Annotated in this window: 21 protein-coding genes and 2 riboswitches; of the genes, 18 read left to right on the plus strand and 3 right to left on the minus strand. The window is 60.0% G+C overall.

Features of this window, described 5'->3' with window-relative positions; translation table 11 throughout:
• Positions 1 to 41: 41 nt before the first annotated feature.
• A complete protein-coding gene (locus tag CH92_RS09490; protein WP_025241540.1) occupies positions 42 to 539 on the plus strand; it encodes a hypothetical protein in 498 nt (165 codons plus the stop codon).
• Between the two features lie 604 nt (positions 540 to 1,143).
• Here CH92_RS09490 and CH92_RS09495 read toward each other — a convergent pair.
• The gene (locus tag CH92_RS09495) at positions 1,144 to 2,709 is read right to left on the minus strand and encodes a methyl-accepting chemotaxis protein (protein ID WP_025241541.1); all 1,566 of its coding nucleotides are present in this window, start codon (positions 2,707 to 2,709) and stop codon (positions 1,144 to 1,146) included.
• 298 nt (positions 2,710 to 3,007) lie between these two features.
• Here CH92_RS09495 and CH92_RS09500 point away from each other — a divergent pair, with 298 nt between their 5' ends.
• The 16 genes from CH92_RS09500 to CH92_RS09575 all read left to right on the plus strand — a co-directional run bounded on the left by CH92_RS09500 (position 3,008) and on the right by CH92_RS09575 (position 18,908).
• Positions 3,008 to 3,304: a hypothetical protein gene (locus CH92_RS09500; protein WP_038622943.1), complete on the plus strand. Its 297-nt coding sequence runs from the start codon at positions 3,008 to 3,010 to the stop codon at positions 3,302 to 3,304.
• A 249-nt stretch (positions 3,305 to 3,553) separates the two neighbouring features.
• Positions 3,554 to 4,093 (plus strand): Csu type fimbrial protein, encoded by a 540-nt coding sequence (locus tag CH92_RS09505; RefSeq protein ID WP_025241543.1) that lies wholly within the window; start codon positions 3,554 to 3,556, stop codon positions 4,091 to 4,093.
• 26 nt (positions 4,094 to 4,119) lie between these two features.
• Positions 4,120 to 4,635 carry a Csu type fimbrial protein gene (locus tag CH92_RS09510; RefSeq protein WP_051517554.1) on the plus strand — a complete coding sequence of 172 codons (516 nt, stop codon included), beginning with the start codon at positions 4,120 to 4,122 and terminating at the stop codon, positions 4,633 to 4,635.
• Positions 4,635 to 5,192: a Csu type fimbrial protein gene (locus CH92_RS09515; protein ID WP_235206208.1), complete on the plus strand. Its 558-nt coding sequence runs from the start codon at positions 4,635 to 4,637 to the stop codon at positions 5,190 to 5,192. Before CH92_RS09510 ends, CH92_RS09515 begins: the two co-directional genes overlap by 1 nt.
• 13 nt (positions 5,193 to 5,205) lie before the next feature.
• Positions 5,206 to 5,979 (plus strand): fimbrial biogenesis chaperone, encoded by a 774-nt coding sequence (locus tag CH92_RS09520; RefSeq protein ID WP_025241546.1) that lies wholly within the window; start codon positions 5,206 to 5,208, stop codon positions 5,977 to 5,979.
• A gap of 30 nt (positions 5,980 to 6,009) precedes the next feature.
• The gene (locus CH92_RS09525) at positions 6,010 to 8,334 is read left to right on the plus strand and encodes a fimbria/pilus outer membrane usher protein (protein WP_144380974.1); all 2,325 of its coding nucleotides are present in this window, start codon (positions 6,010 to 6,012) and stop codon (positions 8,332 to 8,334) included.
• Positions 8,331 to 9,326 carry a Csu type fimbrial protein gene (locus CH92_RS09530; protein ID WP_025241548.1) on the plus strand — a complete coding sequence of 332 codons (996 nt, stop codon included), beginning with the start codon at positions 8,331 to 8,333 and terminating at the stop codon, positions 9,324 to 9,326. The genes CH92_RS09525 and CH92_RS09530 overlap by 4 nt, the downstream gene beginning before the upstream one ends.
• A 157-nt stretch (positions 9,327 to 9,483) precedes the next feature.
• Entirely contained in the window at positions 9,484 to 9,864 is a 381-nt protein-coding gene (locus CH92_RS09535; protein ID WP_025241549.1) for a response regulator, read from the plus strand.
• A gap of 46 nt (positions 9,865 to 9,910) precedes the next feature.
• Entirely contained in the window at positions 9,911 to 10,168 is a 258-nt protein-coding gene (locus tag CH92_RS09540) for an STAS domain-containing protein (protein ID WP_025241550.1), read from the plus strand.
• Complete coding sequence (locus CH92_RS09545; protein WP_025241551.1) at positions 10,168 to 12,369, plus strand: chemotaxis protein CheA; 2,202 nt, start codon at positions 10,168 to 10,170, stop codon at positions 12,367 to 12,369. The genes CH92_RS09540 and CH92_RS09545 overlap by 1 nt, the downstream gene beginning before the upstream one ends.
• Before the next feature lie 2 nt (positions 12,370 to 12,371).
• On the plus strand, positions 12,372 to 14,000 hold the full coding sequence (locus tag CH92_RS09550; RefSeq protein ID WP_025241552.1) for a methyl-accepting chemotaxis protein: 1,629 nt from the start codon (positions 12,372 to 12,374) through the stop codon (positions 13,998 to 14,000).
• 7 nt (positions 14,001 to 14,007) lie between these two features.
• Positions 14,008 to 14,487 carry a chemotaxis protein CheW gene (locus CH92_RS09555; protein ID WP_025241553.1) on the plus strand — a complete coding sequence of 160 codons (480 nt, stop codon included), beginning with the start codon at positions 14,008 to 14,010 and terminating at the stop codon, positions 14,485 to 14,487.
• Positions 14,484 to 15,296 (plus strand): CheR family methyltransferase, encoded by an 813-nt coding sequence (locus CH92_RS09560; RefSeq protein WP_025241554.1) that lies wholly within the window; start codon positions 14,484 to 14,486, stop codon positions 15,294 to 15,296. The genes CH92_RS09555 and CH92_RS09560 overlap by 4 nt, the downstream gene beginning before the upstream one ends.
• Complete coding sequence (locus CH92_RS09565) at positions 15,293 to 16,363, plus strand: protein-glutamate methylesterase/protein-glutamine glutaminase (RefSeq protein WP_038622944.1); 1,071 nt, start codon at positions 15,293 to 15,295, stop codon at positions 16,361 to 16,363. Before CH92_RS09560 ends, CH92_RS09565 begins: the two co-directional genes overlap by 4 nt.
• 129 nt (positions 16,364 to 16,492) lie before the next feature.
• Positions 16,493 to 17,134: a response regulator gene (locus CH92_RS09570; RefSeq protein WP_025241556.1), complete on the plus strand. Its 642-nt coding sequence runs from the start codon at positions 16,493 to 16,495 to the stop codon at positions 17,132 to 17,134.
• Between the two features lie 367 nt (positions 17,135 to 17,501).
• Positions 17,502 to 18,908, plus strand: a complete 1,407-nt coding sequence (locus CH92_RS09575; RefSeq protein WP_025241557.1) for a DegQ family serine endoprotease — start codon at positions 17,502 to 17,504, stop codon at positions 18,906 to 18,908.
• Positions 18,909 to 18,975: 67 nt separating this feature from the next.
• Here CH92_RS09575 and CH92_RS09580 read toward each other — a convergent pair whose 3' ends face one another.
• Complete coding sequence (locus CH92_RS09580; protein WP_025241558.1) at positions 18,976 to 19,305, minus strand: DHCW motif cupin fold protein; 330 nt, start codon at positions 19,303 to 19,305, stop codon at positions 18,976 to 18,978.
• Positions 19,306 to 19,316: 11 nt separating this feature from the next.
• Positions 19,317 to 19,574 (minus strand): DUF1272 domain-containing protein, encoded by a 258-nt coding sequence (locus CH92_RS09585; RefSeq protein ID WP_025241559.1) that lies wholly within the window; start codon positions 19,572 to 19,574, stop codon positions 19,317 to 19,319.
• Positions 19,575 to 19,863: 289 nt separating this feature from the next.
• Here CH92_RS09585 and CH92_RS09590 point away from each other — a divergent pair, with 289 nt between their 5' ends.
• Positions 19,864 to 22,944, plus strand: coding sequence for an ATP-binding protein (locus tag CH92_RS09590; protein ID WP_025241560.1), 3,081 nt, complete (start codon positions 19,864 to 19,866; stop codon positions 22,942 to 22,944).
• 221 nt (positions 22,945 to 23,165) lie between these two features.
• Positions 23,166 to 23,262: riboswitch (glycine riboswitch) on the plus strand.
• 1 nt (position 23,263) lies between these two features.
• Positions 23,264 to 23,372, plus strand: a riboswitch (glycine riboswitch).
• Positions 23,373 to 23,387 lie beyond the last annotated feature (15 nt).

Here is a 23,387-nt window from a genome sequence, read left to right on the forward strand (position 1 = left end):
CGAAGAACTATGCCAATCATCCAATCAGAAGGAAATTCTCAATGTTCGGAATATCTACCCTTGGCTGGGTGCATACGCTGGGTAGCCTGCCCGCCATTCCGCTAGCCGCTTATATGTTCGCGCGCCACGGACGCATCGTTCCCCGGTCCAAGCCCGGCCTGGCTTATCTGCTATTTATGCTGCTGGGCGCCGGCTCGGTGTTTCTGATCGCCAAGCAGCCGGTGAGCGATGCCATCGCTGTGCTCACCCTGGTGTTGCTGCTGGCCGGCTATGGAGTAGGGCGGATAGGTGTACTCGGCCGCGCAGGGGTGTACCTGGAAACCATTTTGCTCAGCGCGACGGCGTTCTTTTTAATGCTGCCCATGGTCTCTGAGGTGCTGCGCCGTGTGCCGGATGGCCACCCCTTCGTTACCGACCTGCATTCGCCGGTGCTGGTCGGTGCTCAGGTCAGCTTGTTGCTTGCTCTTGTCGTTGGTGTAACGGCGCAGGTGCTGTACTTGCGCAGGCAAGCCGCGCCGCTGCGTGCCGAGGCTCGCTGATAAGATTGGGCAATACTCAGATCCGACATCGCGAACTGCCTAGCTAAGGGGGGCGGGCTGTAGTTGCGCCACGCAGTTGCACCTTGGTAGAGGCCCGACAATCAATTCGATTGGCCGAAGGCTCCCGTACTGCTCCGGCTTATGGCACTTCTAGTATCGAAGAGGGTTTACCGCTGTCCGTATGGGCTCAATCAAGAGTTTGCAGCTGCACTGCTTGATGGCCCTCTGCGCGGCACCGGATGGGATGGGATGGGATGGGATGGGATGGGATGGGATGGGATGGGGACGATGAAGTACGGATAGTCGAGTTAGCAAATGGAGGATGCTCGTCGCTACTTTGTTTCAGCCTGAACGGGTAGCGCTCGACGCGCGGGTGCCGCCGTTGATACGGAGCTGGCTACAAGCCTGCTTGGAGCGTGGGTAACTATCACCAACGCAATAAGTCAGACGCGCGGCCAAGGGCGGTTATGGGTCGAAAGCCGTCTGATATGAATGGCAGCTTCTGGCCCGGTAGCGGCCCTACGTCAGCGGACTCTTCAGCCGACTACAACTGAGCCGAGCACGTTGAGCGCATTCACGCCGCTTCCATCACCCAGCATTGTAATCAGCGGTTGAAGCGCTCGACCAGAGCGCGCAGTCCGCGAGCGGCGCCCTCCAGCTCTCGCCCACGCTGCATCGTCAAATCAGCCTTACTGACGTTTCTGTCGGTCGTGACCGCAATGCTGGTGACCTGACGCGCGATGTCTTCAGCCACATGCGCCTGTTCATCCGCCGCGGCGGCCATCTGTTGGCTCATGCCGGTGATTCGATTGACAGCGTCACGGATACCTTGCAGCGCCTGCTGTGCCTCTATGACCTGGGTGAGGCCCAGCGCCGCTTCCTTGTCGCCAACCTTGGAAATCGTGACGGCTTCATCAGCTTTGCTGGTCAGTGATTGGATGATGGCCTGGATCTGCTGCGTCGAGTCGCGAGTCTTACTGGCCAGAGCACGTACTTCATCCGCCACGACGGCGAAGCCTCTGCCTTGCTCACCGGCACGCGCCGCCTCGATGGCAGCGTTTAGCGCGAGTAGGTTGGTCTGTTCGGCGATACTCTGAATCATCCCGGCGGCGGACATGATCTGCTGGGTTTCACCCGCGAGCTCGTTCACTGAGTTGCCAATATTGCTAACAGTGTTGGCGAGCAACTCCATTGCCTTGCGTGAACTGGCCGCGACCTTGTCGCCTTCACCTGCAAGGCTATTCGCAGATCTCGCCTCAACCGCGGTCTGCTGCACATGGCTGGCTACTTCAGTGATCGACGCGGTCATTTGAGTGACGGCTGTAGCGGTCATTTCGGTTTCGCCGCGCTGCTGGCGAAGGTCGTATTCGGTCTGACTGGCAAGCAGCGAGGTTTCGGCCGATGCGCTCTCCACCTGACCGGCAAGATCGGACAGTCGCGTCAGTGCCGTGCGCAGACGTGCGTCCTCGCTGATAAGCGCCATCTCAATCCGCGCAGCATTACCGTGTTGCTGTGTGTATGTGAGCGCAACGACCGGATCGGTAAAAGCCTCCGGGACGCGTTGGAGTATCCGCTCCAACTGACGCTCGGCAGCCGCCTGGCAGCTCAAGCCCAGGGCGAAGAAGAGCCCCAGCGTGACGATGACTTCTATTGCAGGCGGTAACCAGAAAATACCGCCCGCAGCCAACGCCGCCGCGCCCATGGGCAGCATGAATGCTCGGGCCCAACCCTTGGCCCGTCGGCCAATGGATACCGCTGGCTGGCCAGCACGCAGTCGCCCGTACAGGGCCGCAGCTTGCGCCACTTGCTCAGCAGTCGGCTTGAACCGAACCGACTCGAATCCGGTCAGCTTGCCGTCATCAAGGATCGGTGTGACGTAGGCGCTGACCCAATAGAAGTCGCCGTTCTTGCACCGATTCTTGACCACGCCCATCCAGCTCTTGCCGGCTTTCAGATAGCCCCACATTGCCCCGAATACAGCAGGTGGCATGTCCGGGTGGCGAACCAGGTTATGATCGCTGCCGATCAGCTCGGCGCGTGAATAGCCACTGATTGCAACGAACTCATCGTTGCAATAGAGGATTTTCCCCTGCGTATCGGTTGCAGAGATCAGCCGCTGATTGGCCGGAAAGCTTCGCTCGGTGTTGCTGACCGGGCCGTTGTTTCGCATCGTCTGATCCTCATGACATGTTGTGGCGACTCGGCACTGCAAGTGATTACGAATCGATGAATGAAGCCAAACTGGCTAAGGTTTTTTTGGCTATCAACCGCGTCAGCCCAACGAGACAGCTCGATATCGCCTGCGTAAGTTCGTTGGGCAGCAGCGCGTTACAAAAAAACAAAGAGCCACTAGTCGGATTGGGTGATGGCAATTGGCCTTGGTGCGATAGACTGGCGGCGTTCATCAGCTCCCTGCTGATGAATCGGCAAGGATGCCATTTGATCCGCAATGTTCATTTGGGGCGCCTATGCACCGTAAATTGAGCTTGGTCATGGTGGGTTGGCTGGTTGTGATGGGTTCTCCATTCGCCAATGCCGGCGAGGCCAAAGGTCAGATGTCGATCTCGATTTCGATCCAGCCAGGCTGTGAGGTATCGAGCCGTGCCAATGCCGGCCTGTACCAGGTCGAGCACCGAAATTGCACTGGCGTGGCCGCCTACAAAGTGAATGCAGGCCAGGATCAGCTTCGTCTCGGCGCTTTGATGCGCACCTCAGTCTCCCAGGCTCAGAAAACAGCACCGCAAATCGTTACCGTGTATTGGTGATATTCGCGCCCTGCCACTTCGTTCCCGAAAAACTCATCTCGTCCCCTAGCCCGTTGTGGCTGCATTTTATGGATACTCGACGGGAAACAATATCGGTAAGACCCTGACGTGGTTCTAGGGGACGATCCCTTCGCTCGTAGGGGAGCCCCCGATTTTTCCCTTTGCCTTCTCAATGAATAATTCACTCCAAGCGAACAACCTCGGCGGCGCTTACTAAGAAGCCTGCCGGCACCACTTGGAGAGAAGGAAATGTCCCGTAAGATCGTCGCTGGCGTCATGCTCGTAACTGCATCCCTGGTCGCCGGATCTGCTCTGGCAGCAGGCGAGTTGCAAGGCCAGATGAACGTGCAGATCACTATCGGCAGCGGCTGCACCGTTAGCAACGGCAGCAATGATGGCAGTCTCAACACGTTCGGCAGCATGACGTTCGGCGAATACGCCAGCCTGGATAACGTCATCGATGGCCGCTCGGTCGGCGCTGGCGGTGGCAGCTCCTTCGGTCTCAAGTGCAGCCAGGGCACCGCTTACAACGTAGCGTTGGATTCCGGTCAGAACGCCAGCGGCACTGAGCGCCGCATGGGCAATGCTGGTGAGTACGTCAGCTATCAGCTGTACCAGGACGCCGGTCGCTCGCAGGCTTGGGGTAACGGCAGCAATGGCGGGACCATGTTGGCTGGCGTAGGCACCGGCAATAACGAAGAGCTGGTCGTATATGGTCGCGTTCCGGCCCAGGCTACGCCGGCTGCTGGCACCTACGCAGACACCGTGCAGGTCACCGTCGCCTGGTAAGCCCAGGTCGTCGGAGCTTTCCAATCATGGCCTTCATAGTCCGGGGTGCTCTGGCGATCTTGCTGCTATTGGCCGAGGGCCATGCAGCGATCGCCGCCAGCAAGACCGCGACCGTCGGCATCCGGGCCGAACTTCTCCCGGCATGCACTGCCGGCAGTGCGCAGGCAGGTGGGACCACCTTCGGTACGTTGGATTTCGGCACTCACGTCTCGCTGGATAACGTCATCACGGTTGTTGGCCAGGCTGGCGCAGGCGCCTTGAGGGTCAACTGCCTGACCGAGACGCCTTATCGCGTCCTGATCAGCGGAGGTAATAGCGGTTCGACAAACGACCGTGTCATGTCCGGTGCTGGTTCTGCGACGCTGCGTTACAACCTCTATACCGACGCCAATTTCAATGTCCTGTGGGATGACAGTACCGGTGTCAGCGGCTTGGGCAACGGTCAGGATCAGTGGCTTCCCGTTTATGGCCGCATGCCCGCGCAGCCCATTTCCCAGACGGGGCTGTATAGCGACACGCTGACCGTTACAGTGAGTTGGTGATGATGCTTATACGCAGACATCCACTCAACGCCTGGTTGATTGTCGCGCTGATGGCTATGGGGCCGCTCGCGCTCGCGGATACCGGCACCAACGAGCAATCCACCAGCCAGAGTTTCCAGATCAGCGCGCGCGTCGAGCCCGGTTGCATCCTCGGCGGTGGCGCGGCGGACACGACTAACTTTGGCACGATCGATTTCGGACGCCTTGGTCAACTCGCCGCGGATATCAAGGTTGCCAGCTCATCGGGGAATGGATCGGTCATGCTGCAGTGCACGCCAGATACGCCCATCACGATAGCAATCGATGCCGGTCTGCATGGCAGTGGCGGTACCCGATACCTGGCCAAGGGCAACGAAACCTTGCGCTACCAGCTTTACCAGGACGAAGCCTTCTCCGTCGTGTGGGGCGATAACCGGGGCACGGGCACCGCATTGAGCATGACCTTCCCCTCGACTGGGGTTCAGACACTGCCCATCTACGCCCGACTGTTCCGCGAGACCACTCTGCCATCGGCCGGCATCTACACCGATGTCGTGACCGTCACTGTGACTTATTGACCAGATGATGACCATGCCTGACTTCCTCTTTCGAAAACTATCCGTTCGTCCATTTCGATTGGCCGCGATTGCGCTGCTGACTACCTGCAGCGCAATGGCCGAAGCCGCCAGTTCGGTGCTGATCTGGCCTATCAATCCAACCATCGAGGCGGATGCCAGCGCTGCTGCCTTGTGGCTGGAAAACCGTGGTCAGGCGCCGGTTCGTCTGCAAGTTCGGGTGCTTGACTGGTCGCAGCAGGATCTGAACGACCAACTGGAGCCGCAGCAACAAGTCGTAGGCAGCCCGCCAATGGCTACGGTTGAGCCCGGTAAGCGCCAGCTGGTCCGCCTTATTCGCCGTCAGCCCGCCCCTGCAGGCCAGGAGCAAGCGTTTCGTGTCATCGTCGATGAGCTCCTGCCCGAGCGAACCCAGCGAGAAAATGACCTCGGCGTGCAATTCCAGATGCGTTATTCAGTGCCGCTGTTCGTATATGGCGCCGGCGCGACCGTGCCGGGCAAAAACAAAAGCGGGGAGGCTGACGGCACGGATCTCAGCTTTCGCATCGCTCAGGACAGCGGGCAAAGCTACCTGTACGTAAAAAACAGCGGCACGGTGCATGCTCGTATGTCTCAAGCGAGTCTGATGCAGGGGGCTCGCAAACTCGATATCGCCCAGGGTCTGCTCGGCTATGTTCTGCCAGCCAGTGAGATGCGCTGGCCGCTGCCGCCCGGCACGCCATCCGGTGGTGCGTCACTGCTCGTTCGGGTGAACGAGCAGGGCGAAGCGCAGACCATCGAGCCTAAGTGATATCTGGCTAGGATGAAGATTTGGCTTGGAATGGGCGTCCGCCGCTGGTGCCTTGGCCTGCTGCTGGTGCAGGGATTGTTATCCCTGCCGTTGGCACGTGCCGAGGAGGAAGCGATGGCCTTGTATCTTGAGCTGGTTCTCAACGGAATGCCGACCGGGCAGGTGCTTGAAGTGCAAACCCAAGGCGATGAGCTGATGGTTACACGGGGTGCGCTTCGCGATGCCGGTGTGCCTATCGATGGGGAGGCGGACGGTCAGGTCTCCTTGGGCGAGCTTGAGGGCGTCACGGCTCGTTACGAGCAGGCGCTGCAGCAATTGTTACTTACCGTCCCGCTCGACTGGTTGCCGGAGCAGCGCCTGGGTCGTACCCGCGAGACCGAGCGCAGCGACGCGGTGAGTTCGTTTGGAGCGCTGGTCAATTACGACCTGTTCTACAGCAATACAGACAGTGTCGGCGGCTATGTCAGTGCCTGGAGCGAACAACGCCTGTTCGGCGGCCTCGGCACGCTGAGCAACACCGGCGTGTTGCGGCATACACTCGACGGGCCTCCCGGCCGTGACGGTTATTTCCGCTTCGATACCACCTGGCGATACAACGATCAGGCGCGTCTGCTCAGCTATTCGGCGGGTGATATGGTCACCGGCGCCTTGAGTTGGAACAGCGCGGTGCGCATGGGAGGCGTGCAGTTGTCACGCAACTTCGCACTGCGCCCAGACCTGATCACCTATCCGCTGCCTAGCTTCAGCGGCGGAGCGGCGGTGCCGAGCACAGTGGACCTGTTCATCAATAACGCCAAGGTCGACAGCGCAACGCTGCAGCCGGGGCCGTTCACGTTCGATACGCTGCCGCTGATCAGCGGGGCAGGGCAGGCCACTGTAGTGACGACCGATGTCCAAGGGCGTCAGGTCAGTACCAGCGTGCCGTTTTACGTCACCAACACGCTGCTGCGTAAGGGTCTCACCGATTTTTCCTTCTCGCTGGGTAAGCTGCGTCAGGGGTACGGTGAAGACAGTTTCGCCTATGGCCGCAGCGCCACGTCTGGCACCTTTCGCTATGGCCTATTCGACAGCCTTACGCTGGAAAGTCATGCCGAGGCGGCATCTGGACTCGCGCTGGGAGGCTTGGGCACCACCGTTGCCCTTGGACATTTCGGTGAGCTGACCACCTCGGCCACGCAGAGCCGCTACCTAGGCACCGCAGGACACCAACTTTCGATGGGCTACAGCTACTTCGCGCGGCGTTTCGGTGTATCGGCGCAGCGGGTGCAGCGGTCACGCGGATACGCCGACCTCGCCGTGGAGGAGGCGCTCGATGCGCGTCCGCTTGACCCTTATTTAGCGCAGGTCAGCGATCAGCTGACTTTCACCATAAGCCCGCCTCAGATCGGCTCGATCGGTCTGGGATATTTCGCCAGCCGCATCGAAGGTGGTACTAGCACGCGGTTGCTCAACCTCTCATGGTCGCGGACGCTGTGGCGAAACCTGAATGTTTACGCATCGATAAACCGCATCATCGGTGAGTCCGGTATTTCAGCGCAGGCGCAGTTCAGTGTGCCGTTTGATCTCTTGTCGACCGTGACTGCCAGCATCGAACGTGACCGCAGCGGCGCAACGGCCGAGCGGATCAGTTACAGCCGCAACGTGCCGAGTGACGGTGGGGTGGGCTGGAACCTGGCTATGGCTCATGGACGCGAGACATACCGGCAGGCTGATCTGTCCTGGCGCAACCCGTTTCTGCAAGCCGAGGCCGGCGTCTACGGCACCGATAATGAGCTGACACACTGGGGCGACGTAAGCGGTTCGCTGGTTGCGATGGACGGCGAGGTATTTGCCGCCAACCGCATCGATGATGCTTTCGTCGTGGTCAGCACCGGCGGCTACGCTGACGTGCCGGTCCGCTTCGAGCATCAGTTGCTGGGTCGGACCAATCGGGACGGCCATTTGTTGGTGCCTTGGGTACCTTCCTACTATCGCGGCCAGTTCGAGATCGAGCTGCTCGACCTGCCTGGCAACGTCAGCGCATCCGAGCCTGCCCGCTATCTTTCGGTCCAGCGAGGCAGCGGCGCTCTGCTTGATTTCGACTTGAGGCAACAGCTCGCTGCTGCAGTCACGCTGGTCGACGAACAGGGCGCGCCGCTACCGACGGGCCTGCGGGTCGAGCAAGTCGGCGCTGATACTCACGAGCTGCTTGGATATGACGGTCAGGTTTACTTTGAAGCGCTCGCGACCCACAACCGACTCGAGGTCGCCCTCGTCGATGGAGGGCGTTGTCAGGTCGAATTCGACATGCCGCCCCAATCCGATGAGATTGCTCAGATCGGGCCGCTCACTTGCCTCAGGAATCAAACACCATGAAGGGAATCGACCATCTGATCAGTTACCCGCGCGCCTTGCTGTTCATGGTACTGGCGCTGCTTTGCTCGCTGCTGGCGACCCCGGCTCGTGCCAACTGCGCGACGTTCAGCGCTGACTCAAGTCTGGGCACGATCAGTTCGCTGGCTCTGGTGGGCAATTCTCAGCGGGGCGCCGCTGCTGGCGGATTTGTCTGTACGGGTTCATTGCAACTGTTGAGCACTGCCTTCATTCGAGTATCGCTGGTCAACAGTGACTTCAAACTGGTGGGCAGCCAAGGGGGTACGGTGCCCTTCAACGTATTCGTTGATCCGGGCTATACACGGGCCTTGCAGCCTGGGCAATCCGCTGAATTCGGTGCAACAAATTTGTTGAACCTAGGAGGCACCGGCGCTGGCGTGCCGCTGTACCTCACCACGACACCGGGCGCCAATGTCCCGGCCGGCACCTATACCGGCACGGTGACCCTGCGTTGGCACTGGGCCGTCTGCGACCTGGGTTTGGTTGGCATTTGCTCTTGGTATCGCAGCCCGGGGGTTGTACAACCCTGTCCGTTGGGCCTGGTTTGTGGGACACCCAGTAACTGGGGGGAGGGTGTGCTAACAACGGTCCGCGTCACGCTCATCGTAACCAAGGCCTGCCAGATCGTTAGCCTGCCGGCAGTGGATCTGGGACGTAAGGCGCTGGTCAGCCAGTTCACTGAGGTCAGCCAGACGCTCAGTGTCCGCTGTACTAATACCGAAGGTTTTACACTCAGTTTCGGCAATGGCCAGAACTATCAGGCACCTTGGCGGCAAATGGCGTTCGGCAATAACCGTCTTCGTTACAACATCTATGGAACTGATAAGTCGATGCTGACGCCTAGCCGGACGCTTGATGCAATCGGCACGGGGCTCAACCAGGGCTTTCAGGTGCAGATACAAGTGGATCCCAACCAGAAGGACGTTCCGCCTGGCACCTACGTCGATAACGTGGTGCTTACGCTCAGCTATTGAGGTGCGTTGAACGTGCAGTCCCCTAGGCGCGCTAGGGGAAATCCCGATATTGCGGTTTGGCGCTATTTCTTAAAATGGCCACCGACCCGCTCGTCGGCGGGCCTTTCGACGAGCGCTATCTGCGGTTGTCGTGTTCAGACTCGAATGGAGTTCGTGTGTGGCCAAAACAATACTCGTGGTAGACGATTCCGCGGCGATCCGTGAGCTATTCGTGGCAGCGCTCACCGAAGGCGGGTACCGCGCTGTGGAAGCCGTGGATGGGCTCGATGCGCTGGCCAAACTTGAAGAGCACTCCGTCAATTTACTGATAAGTGATTTGCATATGCCCAATCTCGATGGCATTGGCCTGGTGCGTGCCGTGCGGGCGCATCCTCGGTATCGCTTTGCTCCGATCCTGGTACTGACCAGTGATCGGTCGCCAGCGAAGGAGGCGGAAGGGCTGGCCGTAGGCGCCACCGCCTGGGCCGCCAAGCCGATCCCCCCGCAGCGTTTACTCACGGCCATCGATACGCTGCTGGGCGAACATGCACCGGCTTGAAGTAACGTATTCAGCTGAGTGCGTGACACTCGTATTCCGAGGTCGCTTGACACTCTACGAAATCCGGCATGCCCAGAGTGGGTTGCTGGCTGTAGCGCCGCTGGTCGAAAAAAGAAACTGTTATATCGATTTACGTCATATCGAACGCTTTGATATGGCCGCAGTGCAGCTACTCTTGGCTTGGGAGCGTCAAGTCCGCTCAAATGCTCAATCCTTGCTGCTACAGACCAGCGACACGACGGCTGCACTGTTGCGATCGCTTGGTCTGAGCCGGCTGGTTGCACAATCACCAGAGGCGTTGTGATGTTCCAGAACGACCAATGGACCCGCTTGCTGCTGGGGTTCGTTGACGAAGCCCGTGACACCGCGAGCCAGGCGGAAGCCCTCGTCCTCCAACTCGAGCAGGCGCCAAATGACGGGCAGGTCGTGGACGAGCTGTTCCGCCTCATGCACACATTCAAGGGCACCGCGGGGCTATTCGACCTCAAGCCTATCGTGCGCTTTGCACATCGCATCGAAAATGTGCTGGCTGAAGTCCGCCATGGGCAGCTTCGGCTTGATCCACGAGTCATGGCGCTGATGCTTGGCGGACTCGACGAAATTGTCTCGATGATCGAGCTCATCGATGCGGACACGGGCGAATTGCCGGTCGACGATGTCCATCAGGCCGAGCTGTTGTCTGCCTTCGATGCCCTTACAGGCGTGACCGAAGAACCAATGGGAATAGTGGCAACAGGTGTGGCGCCCGTCCCTGCTGATCAGCAAGTTACGGAGCCTGACCGCTTGTGGCTGATCTCGTTGCGGTTCGACGAGCGCGCGTTCATACAAGGGCTCGACCCCCAGGCGCTGGTGCAGGCGCTTGGTCGTCTGGGCTCTATCAAGCAGATCGATACGCTCAACGACGAATTACCTGTGCTGGCCGACATGGATCCGGAACGGTGTTACTTGGGGCTGGAAATCCAGCTGCAAAGCGCGGCGAGCAAGCCGGAGATTGAAAGTCTGTTCGACTTCGTCCGGCCTTTGTGCCGCTTTGTTGTTCGCCTGGCGTCCGACGCGCCGAGCATCCCGGCGAGCGTAGATGATGCCTCGAGCCAGGACACGCGCATAGGCCATATCCTGCTCAATAGTGGCGCCTTGACCGCCGCGCAACTGGCGCAGGGCCTGGCTATACAGCAACGCCCAGCCGCACTAAAGCCGTCGTTGGGATCAGTGCTGGTCGAGGAAGGTCTGGTACCGGCGCAGCAGGTTAACGACGCGCTGGATTTGCAGCACCAGACCCGCCAGCGGCGTGCATACGAGGGCAGCGGTGTTCGCGTAGCGGCACAAAAGCTCGACCAGCTCGTCGACCTGGTCGGCGAACTGGTGACCAGCGCGGCAGGCGTCAAGGCCAGCATCGATCGGGATGATCTGGCCGAAGGCGCCGAGCACCTGTGCACGGTCAGCCAGCACATCGCATCGCTGCGAGAGACGGCGCTCGGCCTGCGGATGGTCGAAGTCGGCGAGACGTTCAGCCGCTTCCATCGTGTGGTACGTGACGTCAGCGAGCAGCTGCACAAAGAAATTCATCTTGATATCCGCGGCGCCGACACTGAGCTCGACAAGCTGATAATCGATCGGCTTGCCGATCCGCTCACGCATCTGGTCCGCAATGCCATTGCCCACGGTATCGAGCCGGCGCAGGAGCGCGGGCGCGGTGGTAAGCCCGTTCAGGGCCGGGTGCGCCTGGCCGCTCGCCAGGAGTCGGGCGTAGTGATCATTGAGGTCAGCGATGACGGGCGCGGGCTGGACTGGGACAAAATTCGCCGTCGGGCCGTGCAGCTTGGCCTGATCGATGCACACCGCGAGGTAGATCAGCGCGAACTGCGCTCGCTCATTTTCAGCCCTGGTTTCAGCACCGCCAGCACCGTATCGGAGCTGTCCGGGCGCGGTGTAGGGCTTGATGTCGTGCGTGAGGTGGTCACTGACTTGCGTGGCGAGATCGAGGTGGAGTCGGTCCGAGGCGCTGGTACGCTGTTTCGTATCCGTGTGCCACTGACACTGGCCATCATCAATGGATTCCAGTTCAGCGTCGGTACCCAGCATTATGTGGTGCCGCTGGAAACGGTTCTCGAATGCCAGGAATGGCTGGGTCCCACCGGCCAGATCCATGGCAGCTTCGCCCGTCATGGCCGATCACGTCCATGCATCGATCTGGCGAGCCTTTTCGATGGCCGGACGGCATCCAACGGGGCGCGCCGCAACGCATTGGTGGTCAGTTATGGAAGCGAGGTTGGAGCACTGATTGCAGACGACCTATACGGCGAGTTGCAGACCGTGGTCAAACCGCTTGGTCCGATATTTCGGAACCTGCCGGGTATCAGCGGAGCGACCGTGTTGGGTTCAGGGGAAATTGCTCTGGTACTCGACGTCGCCCACCTCTTTCACAATATTGCGCAATACATCGAGGCAGGCTCGCCCAACCCGTCTGCCAAGATTACCGAACCAGAACACCATGCTGAGGAGTAACCATGCTTGCCATCCATAACCTAAAAATCGGCACGCGCCTGATTGCAGGCTTCAGTCTGGTCGTTCTGCTCACTGCCGCAGTCGGCGCGGTTGGCATCGTCAATCTGGCGCGTGTCAATGCGTTGTCTGACCAGATGTATCATCGTGAAATGGGCGCGCTGGAAAGTATCCAGGATGCAAATGTGCACCTTGCCTACGCGGGCCGCAGCCTGCGCAGCAGTCTTTTAGCCACCACTTACATCGAGCGCGACACCGCTTCGAGTCAGCTTCAAGAAGCCTTGAAAGCCATGCACGCTTCGATCGATCAGGCGCGACCAAGCTTCGACACAGCGGAGTCTCGGGCCCAGCTCGACGAGCTTGACGCACATGCCAGCCGTTACGAACGTGTCCTCAGCGATGTTTTGGAGCTGAGTCAATCTCGCGAGTTGATGACGCCGAACGAGATCGCACCCTTGCTTGCACAATTACAGAACTATGGCTCGGAGACAGACGCCGCGATGAATACGCTGGTGGATGCCAAGCGCGAACGTGCGGGGCAGGCTAACCAGCAGATCGCAGAGATATATGACGATTCACGGCTGGAGATGATCGTGCTGGTGTTATTTGCCGCGGCGATCGGCTTCGCCGTTGGGGCGCTGATCACGCGCAGCATCACCCGCCCTCTTGGTCGTGCTGTGGCAGCGGCGGACCGCCTGGCGAAAGGTGAACTGGATGCTGCCATCGAAGCCGAAGGCCGGGATGAGACCGGCCAGCTGCTGGGCGCCATGCAACATATGGCTGGGCGGATGCGAGACGTCATGAGTGATGTTCGGAGCGCGGCGGATGCGCTGTCCTCAGCTTCTGAACAGGTAAGCGCAACATCACAGTCGCTCAGCCAGGCGGCAACCGAGCAGGCTGCGAGCGTTGAGGAAACCTCGGCGGCAGTCGCCGAGATGGCTGCCTCGATCATGCGCAATACCGATAGCGCGCAAGAGACTGACCAGATAGCTGGCCGGGCTGCGGCCGGAGCCGTGGCCGGTGGTCGTGCGGTTAACGACATGGTCGATGCGATGAAACAGATCGCCGCACGGGTAGGCGTCATTGACGATATCGCCTACCAGACCAATCTACTGGCCTTGAATGCCACCATCGAGGCGGCACGCGCGGGCGATCATGGCCGTGGGTTCGCGGTGGTCGCAGCAGAAGTTCGGAAGCTTGCCGAGCGCTGCCAGGCTGCTGCGCAGGAAATCGGTGGCCTGGCCGCTGCCAATGTGCAACTGGCCGACCAAGCCGGTGCACAGCTCAAAGACATGGTGCCGGAAATCCTTCGCACCTCCGATCTGGTGCAGGAAATCTCGGCGGCGTCCCAGGAGCAGAGCAGCGGCACGGCGCAAATTCGCGCGACCATGGGCCAGATGAACGAGATTACCCAGCAGAACGCGTCCGCTTCGGAGGAACTTGCCGCGACCGCGGAAGAGATGAACGCGCAAGCTGAACAGCTGCTCGAACTGATCAGCTATTTTCACCTTGGCAACCTCTCCTTTGGAGGCGGCACAAGGCCAGGCACGCTTCGGCATGTGGGCACGAGCCACCGACCTCCGTTCGTGCACGCCGAAAGCACTGACGAAGGTCAGTTCGTGCGTTTCACCTGAGGTTCGTGTGGATTCGATCAGCTATAAGCAGCATCTATCGTTTCGCGTGCAGGGCGCACGTTATGCGTTGGCGCTCGATCATGTCAGAGAGCTCATCGATTGCGGTCCGGTAACGCCCGTACCGCTCATGCCATCGTTCGTGCTTGGCATCGTCAATGTCCGAGGTTGCATGGTACCCGTCATCGACCTGGCGGCCCGGCTCGACCTGCCCCCAACGCAACGGAGCAAGCGCAGCTGTGTTGTGGTTGCCGAAGCGCTGTTCGATCAACAGTCGCATCGTATCGGCCTGCTGGTGGAAGCCGTCGAAACGGTGCTAGACGTGCATGCAGACGATATCTCTCCGGCGCCAGTTTTTGGCAGCGACATCCGCCAGGATTTCATCGCGGGTGTACTAAACGGCAACCCGGGCGATACGGTCATTCTCGATTTACAGCAGTTGGTGATGCTCGGAGACCTGCAGCCGATCTTTCGGGCCGCCGCGCCGTGATTGTCGAGCGCCGGCCGCCATGCCTCGCCGACGAAGACTTTCAGTTCATCCGTGACCTGATGTTCGACGCCTCGGGTATTTCCATGGCCGATCACAAGCGCTCCCTCGTTGCGGGACGTCTCATGCCGCGGTTGCGTGCGCTGGGGCTTTGCAGCTACGCCGATTATGTGCAGCAACTCCGAAGCGCTGAGCAGCCGGGAGAACGCCGGCTGCTGATCGACCTTCTGACTACCAATGAGACGTCCTTTTTTCGCGAACCTGCTCATTTTGAAATGCTCGGACGCTGGGTAGAGGAGCAAAACCGTCCTCTACATGTTTGGAGTGCCGCTGGCTCTTCCGGCCAGGAGGCGTTCAGCATCGCCATGACCCTGGCAGAGCACTGCTCCAGCACGAGCTGGTCGATCATCGGCAGCGATATCAGCCGAAAGGTCATGGAGCAGGCCCGACGCGCCGTTTATCCGATGGCGCAGGCGAGCCAATTCCCCCCGGGTTGGCTTGAGCGTTACTGTCTTCGCGGCATCGGTGCCAGCGAGGGTCTGTTTCGCATTGCCGAGCCGATTCGCCAGCGGGTCGAATTCGGCGAGATCAATCTCATCCAGCCATTGCCCGCTTCGCTCGGCCCGTTTGATGTGATTTTTTTGCGTAATCTGCTGATCTACTTCGATAGGCAGCACAAGCGGTTGATCCTCGCGCAATTGCTCGAGCGGCTCCGTGTTGGAGGGTTGCTGTTCATTTCCCATGCAGAAAACGTTCAAGGGATGGCGCTGCCGTTACGGGCCGTGCAACCGTCGATATTCGAGCGCCTATGACGAAACAAGCTGAGCAAGACAGCGACATAGCGGTATTCATCATCGATCCGTCGGCGTTGGCGCGGCAGACTTTGGCGGGCTGCATCAATGCCCATCCACAGATGACGGTGATCGGTCAGGCGTCCGATCCGTTGTTCGCGCTGGCAAAAATGAAAAAGCGCTGGCCGGATGTCATGGTGCTGGATCTCGAGACACCAGAGACGGATGGCTTGGCCTTTCTACGCAAGGTCATGGCCGAGCGACCCACACCGGTCATCGTCTGCTCGGCGCTCGACAAAGCCCACACGTCGGCCAGCCTGGAGGCTCTCGCAGCGGGAGCAGTGAGTGTGCTGATCAAAGCCCGGTTAGGGGTTCGTGACGGGTTGCAGCAACTGTCCGGCGAGTTGCTCAGGCAGATCGAGATCGCCGCGCGCAGCCGTCCGCAGCCAACAGAACGGTTGCTCGAAGCGAGTATGTCGGCCGGCGAGCCACCTATGCATCCGTTAAACCAGCAATCGTGCAGCCAACGGCTTGTGGCAATTGGTGCTTCTACCGGTGGAACCCAGGCGTTGGAGCGCGTGCTGTGTAAGTTGGATAAGGACTGTCCTGGACTGGTCATCGTCCAACACATGCCTGCCGGCTTTACCACCGCGTTCGCGCAGCGCCTGGACAATCGCTGCCGGATCGAGGTGCGAGAGGCCCGCCATCATGACGTTGTGCGCAGCGGCGTCGCATTCATCGCACCGGGAGGACGACAGACTGCGGTAAAGCGGCACGGCGGAAAGACGCTGATCGAGATCAGCGACGGCCCGCCAGTGAATCATCACAAACCCTCGGTGGATGTACTTTTCGAATCCGTGGCCCGCTGCGTCGGCGCCGATGCTCTGGGCATCATCATGACCGGTATGGGACATGATGGATCGAGGGGGATGTTGGCCATGCGCAACTCCGGTGCGTCTACACTGGCTCAAGATGAGGCCAGTTGCGTCGTCTACGGCATGCCGAAGGAGGCGCTACGATTGGGTGCGGTGCAACATTCGGTCGATCTGGATGGCCTGGTCCACGCGATTCAGGCGTTTGGAAAATGAAGGCAGCTATTCATGCTCCGCGGAACGCGGGGCAATACCACGACGATTCAGTCTGAGCGGGTAACGTCAAATGGGACGGATGTGACAAGCCATAACCGTACAGGGATGAAATATTGAAGGAGCAAAGCTATGACGTATCGTCTATTACTGGCCGATGACCACGAACTGATCCGAGCCGGTGTCCGGATCATGATTCAGGGGATGGATCAGTACGAGATCGTCGCAGAAGCTGAGGATGGCCCCGAAGCGGTCACACTTGCCAACGAGCATAAACCGGACATTGTGATACTGGACATTTCGATGAAGGGAGGCGGTGGGCTTGAAGCGCTGCGCTCGATCGCTGAGGTCAGCCCGACAAGCAAGGTGTTGATGTTATCCATGCATACCGATGCGGAAACGGTGTTCGAGGCCTTGCAGCAGGGTGCGACTGGCTACTTGCTGAAAGACGCAGCCAAGGCCGAGCTGCACCTGGCGCTGCGCGCGGTCAGTCGCGGCGAGCGGTATCTCAGCTCGGCGATCATGCAGCCGGTCATTGCCCAGGCGCTGGCGAAACCTGCAGTAGAGGCCGAAGGCCTGACCCAGCGTCAGATCGAAATTCTTCGACTGATCACACGCGGTACCTCGACACGCGCCATCGCCGAAGGGCTAAGCCTGAGTGTCAAGACTGTGGAAGCGCACCGATCACAGATCATGCGGCGTTTGAACATCCATGACGTTCCCGGCCTAGTCCTCTACGCAGTGCGCGAAGGAATCATTAGCCCCGACGATTAGTTCGTGACCGCGACTGAAACTGGGGCTATACGTCGTCTCAGAAGCACATCATTGGCAATAAATCTTGGCCATATCCTGCCATGACTGCTCCAAGCCAATAGCTGTCTCCGCGGAAGTCGGCTATCGGCCCGGTAGCGAACAAAACCTTACTTTCCCTTTACGTCCGCTTCACACGAAGCTGACGGTCAGCGGCGTAAAGTTCTGTTCAGGCTGATGGAACAGCCGGCTCCATTGGGTGGACCCGCCGCGGCCGGGCTGTCTATTCCGACAGCTGTTGCAGACGCGGCGGTCCGCTATTTTTTTACCTTGACTTTGGCATCGTGCGAAAGCAGGTCGGTTTAAACATTTCGTGGGGAGACCCGTCACCATGATCGCTCAAAAAAATTTCCTGGCTGTCGTGGCTGGCGTTGCGTTATTTGCGCAGACGCTCGTCGCTCATGCCGAACTGCCGGACTTCACACCATTGGTCGAGAACGCCTCGCCGGCGGTGGTCAATATCAGCACCAAGCAGACCACGCCTGTACGTGGCGGGCCGGCGCAGATGCCAGACCTCGAAGGCATACCCCCCATGTTCCGTGACTTCTTCGAGCGCGGCATGCCGCAACAGCCGGATCGTCAGCGCGAGGTTCAGTCTCTGGGCTCCGGTTTCATCATTTCCGAAGACGGCTACATCTTGACCAACAACCATGTGGTCGCCGATGCCGACGAAATCATGGTGCGTTTGCCTGATCGCAGCGAACAAAAGGCCAAGCTGGTTGGCGCCGATCCGCGCAGCGACGTCGCGCTGTTGAAAATCGATGGAGACGATCTGCCAATCGTGCAGATTGGCAACTCCGAGCAATTGAAGGCGGGGGAGTGGGTCGTTGCCATCGGTTCGCCGTTCGGCTTCGATCATACGGTCACCGCTGGGGTGGTCAGCGCGACTGGGCGTAGCCTGCCGAACGAGAGCTATGTGCCGTTCATTCAGACGGACGTGGCGATCAACCCAGGTAACTCGGGCGGCCCGCTATTCAATCTGGACGGTGAAGTAGTCGGCATCAACTCCCAGATATTCACCCGCTCCGGCGGCTTCATGGGGCTGTCGTTCGCCATCCCGATCGATGTCGCCATGGATGTCGCCAATCAGCTGCGTGAAGACGGCAAGGTCAGCCGGGGTTGGCTCGGCGTGGTCATTCAGGAAGTAAATAAGGATCTGGCCGAGTCTTTCGGTCTGGAACGTCCAGCCGGTGCACTGGTTGCGCAGGTCATGGACGGCGGTCCGGCAGCCAAGGGCGGCCTGAAGGTCGGCGATGTCATCCTGAGCCTGGACGGCAAAGCCATCGACATGTCTGGCGATCTGCCGCATCTGGTTGGCGCGATGAAGCCGGGCAGCTCGGCCAAACTCGAAGTGGTTCGTGAGGGCGACCGCAAGACGTTGACGCTGGAAATCGGCGCCCTGCCCGAAGATGGTGATCTACTGGCCTCGGCCGGCGGCTCGGGTGGCGCCATGAGCAGCGATAACCGCTTGGGTGTGTCCGTAACCGAGCTGACCGACGCGCAGCGTCAGTCGCTCGAAATCAGCGGTGGGGTCGTCATCAGGGACGTCAGCCAGGGGCCTGCGGCGATGATCGGCCTGCGCCCGGGAGACGTCATCACGCACCTCAACAACGAGGCGATCGATTCGGTCAAAACCTTCAGCAAAGTGGTCAAGGCGCTGCCGAAGAACCGCTCCGTGTCGATGCGTGTCCTGCGTGAAGGGCGGGCGAGCTTCATTACCTTCAGGCTCCCCGACTAACCCGTTCGGGTTGTCCTACAGCTGATAAGGCCCGCTTAGTGCGGGCCTTTCGCTATCTGGAGATTGCCTAGTCGACCACGAACAACTTGGCGCCGACCGTTGTAGAGGAGCGGTGCGCTTCGGCATTGTCGGCGACTTGGTAGCTCATGCCGGGTTTTAGGACGAAGGCACGACCATCGTCCAATTCGGTATGCAGCTCACCTTCGAGACAGAACAGAATATGGCCTTTGCTGCACCAGTGATCGGCGAGATAGCCTGCGCTGTATTCGACTATCCGTACGCGGATTTCGCCAAACTGGCAGGTGCGCCAGAGGGCGCTGCCGCGCTCGCCCGAATGTTCATTTGGTTGAATCAATGACCAGTCGGTAATGCCGAATGGAATGCCGTTCAAGTTCACGAATGACCCTTTTAGGTGTCCCGGTTTGCCGGGTTGCATCCCTGCGGCTTGTACACGCGCTGGGTGGAGGCGGGGTTGTTGGTAAGCTTCTCGACCGGCCTGCGGGGACGGGTGACCAGCTCACCGCCACAGTTGGGACAGACGAAGCCAAGTCTGGCTTCTGCGCAGGTCGTGCAGAAGGTGCATTCAAAGGAGCAAATCAATGCGTCAGAGGATTGCGGCGGCAGGTCGATGTCGCAACATTCGCAGCCGGGCCGAAGTTCCAACATATCAATGTCCCTCTTTTTGGAATGGTCTATCGAGTGCGTCCGCAGCGATTGAACTGATGGGCCGCCTGGCGCGAATGTTTTGGAGTCAAGGATCGTCGGCACGGATCGCTTAAGCTAAAGCGCTCATTCAACACCGTACCTCCTTGTTCCCGCAACGTCGGACGACTTGAGTACTGTCGATGCCGCACTGCATGTGCATAACACGATATTCATGCCTCTTGGTCGAGGCATCAGGGGTAACGCTATTTTGAGCCACGCAAGTAGAGCGAAACCGGTCCGTTCCGTACCGTTGCGCAGCCGTCTGCTGACCATCGCGCTTGCCGGAATCCTGCCCCTGGCACTGGTCGCCGGTCTGGGTCTGGTATCGATCGTCAGCGAGCAGAAGCATATAGCTCAGCAACGCAGCCTTGAAGTAACGCGCCTGGCCGCTACTGCAATCGAGATCGAGCTGGTGCGCTCTATGAACTTGCTGCAGGCATTGTCGCAATCACCCTTGCTGGAGGAAGGCGACTTAGGAACCTTTGCCGAGATGGTTTTGCGCGTATTGCCGACGGTTCCCAGCTGGCATTCGCTGCTGGTCATCACGCCGGAGGGCGAGGTCGTTCAGCGCGTTTCGTTGCATAACTCGCCCGGATCGAAAGTGATAGCGGAACCTGGCAGCTTCATTGAAATGCTTAGCACGGGAGAGCCGCAGATTGGCAACATGGCGCAAGGGCCTCGTGGCTCGTGGGGCATTCCTTTGCGCGTACCGGTACATGCTGGCGAGGATATCCGCTACATCCTGACGACGGTGCTCGACCCCGAAGCCATCGCTGACGTCATTAACAACAGGCGGTTGCCGAAGGGTTGGGTGACCACTGTGCTGGATGCCGGTGGTTCCCGTATCGCCAGGTCTCAACACCATATCGAGACCCTGGGACAGCCTGCTTCTCCAACCCTGGCGAAGTTGCTGGAGGAGGACAAGGCAGAAGAAGGCATGGGCCTGACGGAGACTATCGAGGGTGCGTCTGTCTTCACTGCGTTCGTGCGGTTGTTTCCTTCAAGATGGGTGGTGGCGACCGGGGTCCCCACCGACGATGTTCAGGCCGGTGCCGTCAGAGCCTTTACGTTTTACGGCGGGGGGCTGCTGCTCTCTCTGTTGTTTGCGGTCGCTGCGGCGCTGTTCGCGACGCGGCGGATCAATGTACCGATGCGTCAGTTGCGTCGGGCGGCGCAGGCCATCGGTCGAGGCCAGTCGGTGCTTCAGGCGCCGGAGAGCGAGATCGAGGAAGTGCGCGAGGTGGGACGGGCGCTCGCTGCCGCAGCGCAGGCGCGCCAGGAGAGCGAAGCCGAGCGTGACAGCATGTTGGCGCGCCTGGAACTGGCTCAGCAGGATCTCACGGAGCAGGTCAGCGATCTGGAATCACTGCAGGCACTCGGCAACCGATTGCTGCAATTGCCGACACTGGACGATCAACTGCAGGCAATCGTTGAGGTGCTGTGTGAGTTGCATGGTGCCGAGCACGGCTTGCTGGCGATCAGGGAAGGAAATTCTTCGTTGTGCATTCATGCGTCGAAAGGCTTTTCAGCTTCATCGCTGCTGCTGTTGAAAAACCAATCGCTTGAGGGCAGCGTGGATGGAGCCGCTGTCCTGGAAGGCCGTCGAGTGACCGTCGCGGATGCCGAAGGCGATCCACGTTTTGTCGAGCTCGTCCCGATAGCCTGTGCCGAGGGTTTCCGCTCGGTGCATGCCACGCCCATCAGGCACAGTGATGGTAGTGTCCTCGGGGCGTTGTCCGTGCAGCTGGTGGATAGACGGTTCCCCACTGAGCGCGAAGTGCGCCTGGCCGATCTCGCGGCGGGGCTCGCCGCCGTCTTCATCGATCGGGCACGCGCCCAGACCAAAGCCGGCATGTTCGAGCAGCGTCTACGGGTTGCATTGGATTCGTCCTCGGTGCCGTTCAGTATTCTTTCTACGCTGCACGATGCGGCAGGGCAGGCGACGGATTTTCTGCTGGCCTTCATCAACCCGACGGGAGCCGCCTTCCTGCGCGGAACGGTGACGGAACTGACCGGCCGTCGTCTGACCGACGTGCTGGGCCCCAACGCCAACTCCCAGGTTCTGGAAACGCTGGTGGCGGTGGCGACTTATAAACAACCGCATGACTTGGAATTGCGCAGCACCGCGTTCGGCGGCGATCGCTGGGTACGTCTGGTCGCAACACCATATGAGCAGAGCATTGCCGTCTGGTTCGCCGACGTGACGCAAGCCAAGCAGCAGGAGCAAGCCATCCTGGACGCTGACCGGCGCAAGGATGAATTCCTCGCGACATTGGCTCATGAACTGCGCAACCCGCTCGCACCGATACGCCTGGCGGCGGGCCTTTTCGGATCACCCGGCGCGTCCGAAGCGCAGAAGCAGCGCAGCCAACAGATCATCGAGCGGCAGGTGCGGCACATGGCGTTGCTGTTGGACGACCTGTTCGATATTTCGCGTATCACTCTCGGCAAGCTGGTGCTGCGCAAGGAGTCGCTGGATCTGGGCGCGGTCATCGAGGCGGCGGTCGAGACCGCTCGCGCCAAGATCGAGGCGAAACAGCATGAGCTGATCGTGGAGGTGCCGGCGCAGCCGATCCTGCTGGAAGCCGATCCGCTTCGGCTCGAACAGATACTTGTTAACCTGCTCAACAATGCGGCCAAGTTCACCGCGCCGGGCGGACGGATTCGTATCAGCGCCACACTGATGGGCGACACGGCCATGATTTCAGTGATCGATAACGGCCTGGGTATCGCTTGCGAACACCTCCAGCTGATTTTCGAACGTTTCGCGCAGATCCCCACGAGCCGATCCCAGGTCAATTCCGGTCTGGGTATTGGTCTGGCCCTGGCCAGGGGTTTGGCCAATCTTCATGGTGGCGACATTCGCGTCAGTAGTGCGGGGCTGGGGCAGGGCGCTGAGTTCCGACTGATCCTGCCGACACTCGTGTTGTCGCCGAGCGACGAACAACGTGCGGACGCCGGCAAGGTTACGGTCCATGCGCGGCGGGTCCTCGTCGCGGATGACAACCGGGATATCGCCGAAACCATGGCTGAAGTCCTTCGGCTGGAAGGCCACGAGGTGCATCTGGCCTTCGACGGAAGTGAAGCCTTCGAGCGCTATCAGCAGCTCCAGCCGGAAGTGGTCTTGCTGGATATCGGTATGCCTGGCCTGCGCGGCGATGAGGTGGCGCGGATGATCCGTGCACAGCCCGCGGGGCCCCACGTTCGGCTGGTGGCGATTACCGGCTGGGGACAGCCGAGCGACAAGGCGAATGCTCTGGCGGCCGGGTTCGACGTGCACATGACCAAGCCCGTCGATATCAACCGGCTGATTTCCCTAGTGGGCGCTTGAAACCATGCCTGCTGAAGTTTCAGCAACCTGTCGCTATCCGCTCGTGTTGTAGAGGCAAGCGCCCTGGCTCTCTGGCGGAGCGTTAGCGCGCGGTGGGCCTACTGAAAATGCCGGTCCGTCGGATGCTCAGCAAAAACCAGGTGCCGGGCGCGGATATTTCTGGCACCTTGGCCATCTGATTTGTAGCTGCCAGGGCGACGTCGAGCGTTCTGGTGCGCAATGAAGTGGTATCGGGAGAGACTGTAGCGGCATCGCCGTCGCAGCGCCGAAGGAGCAACCGCCCCGGAAACTCTCAGGCAAAAGGACCGATACCACAGCTGTTGACTCTGAAGAGCCGCCGGGCCGTCGTCGCCCGCCGCACCGAAGGAGCAAGCGAACGCCGCATAGGCTGCTCGTGAAACTCTCAGGTCCAGAACAGAGGGGGCGCTCGATCCGCCTATCGC

It is taken from the genome of Stutzerimonas stutzeri, assembly GCF_000590475.1.
Lineage (GTDB): Bacteria > Pseudomonadota > Gammaproteobacteria > Pseudomonadales > Pseudomonadaceae > Stutzerimonas > Stutzerimonas stutzeri_D.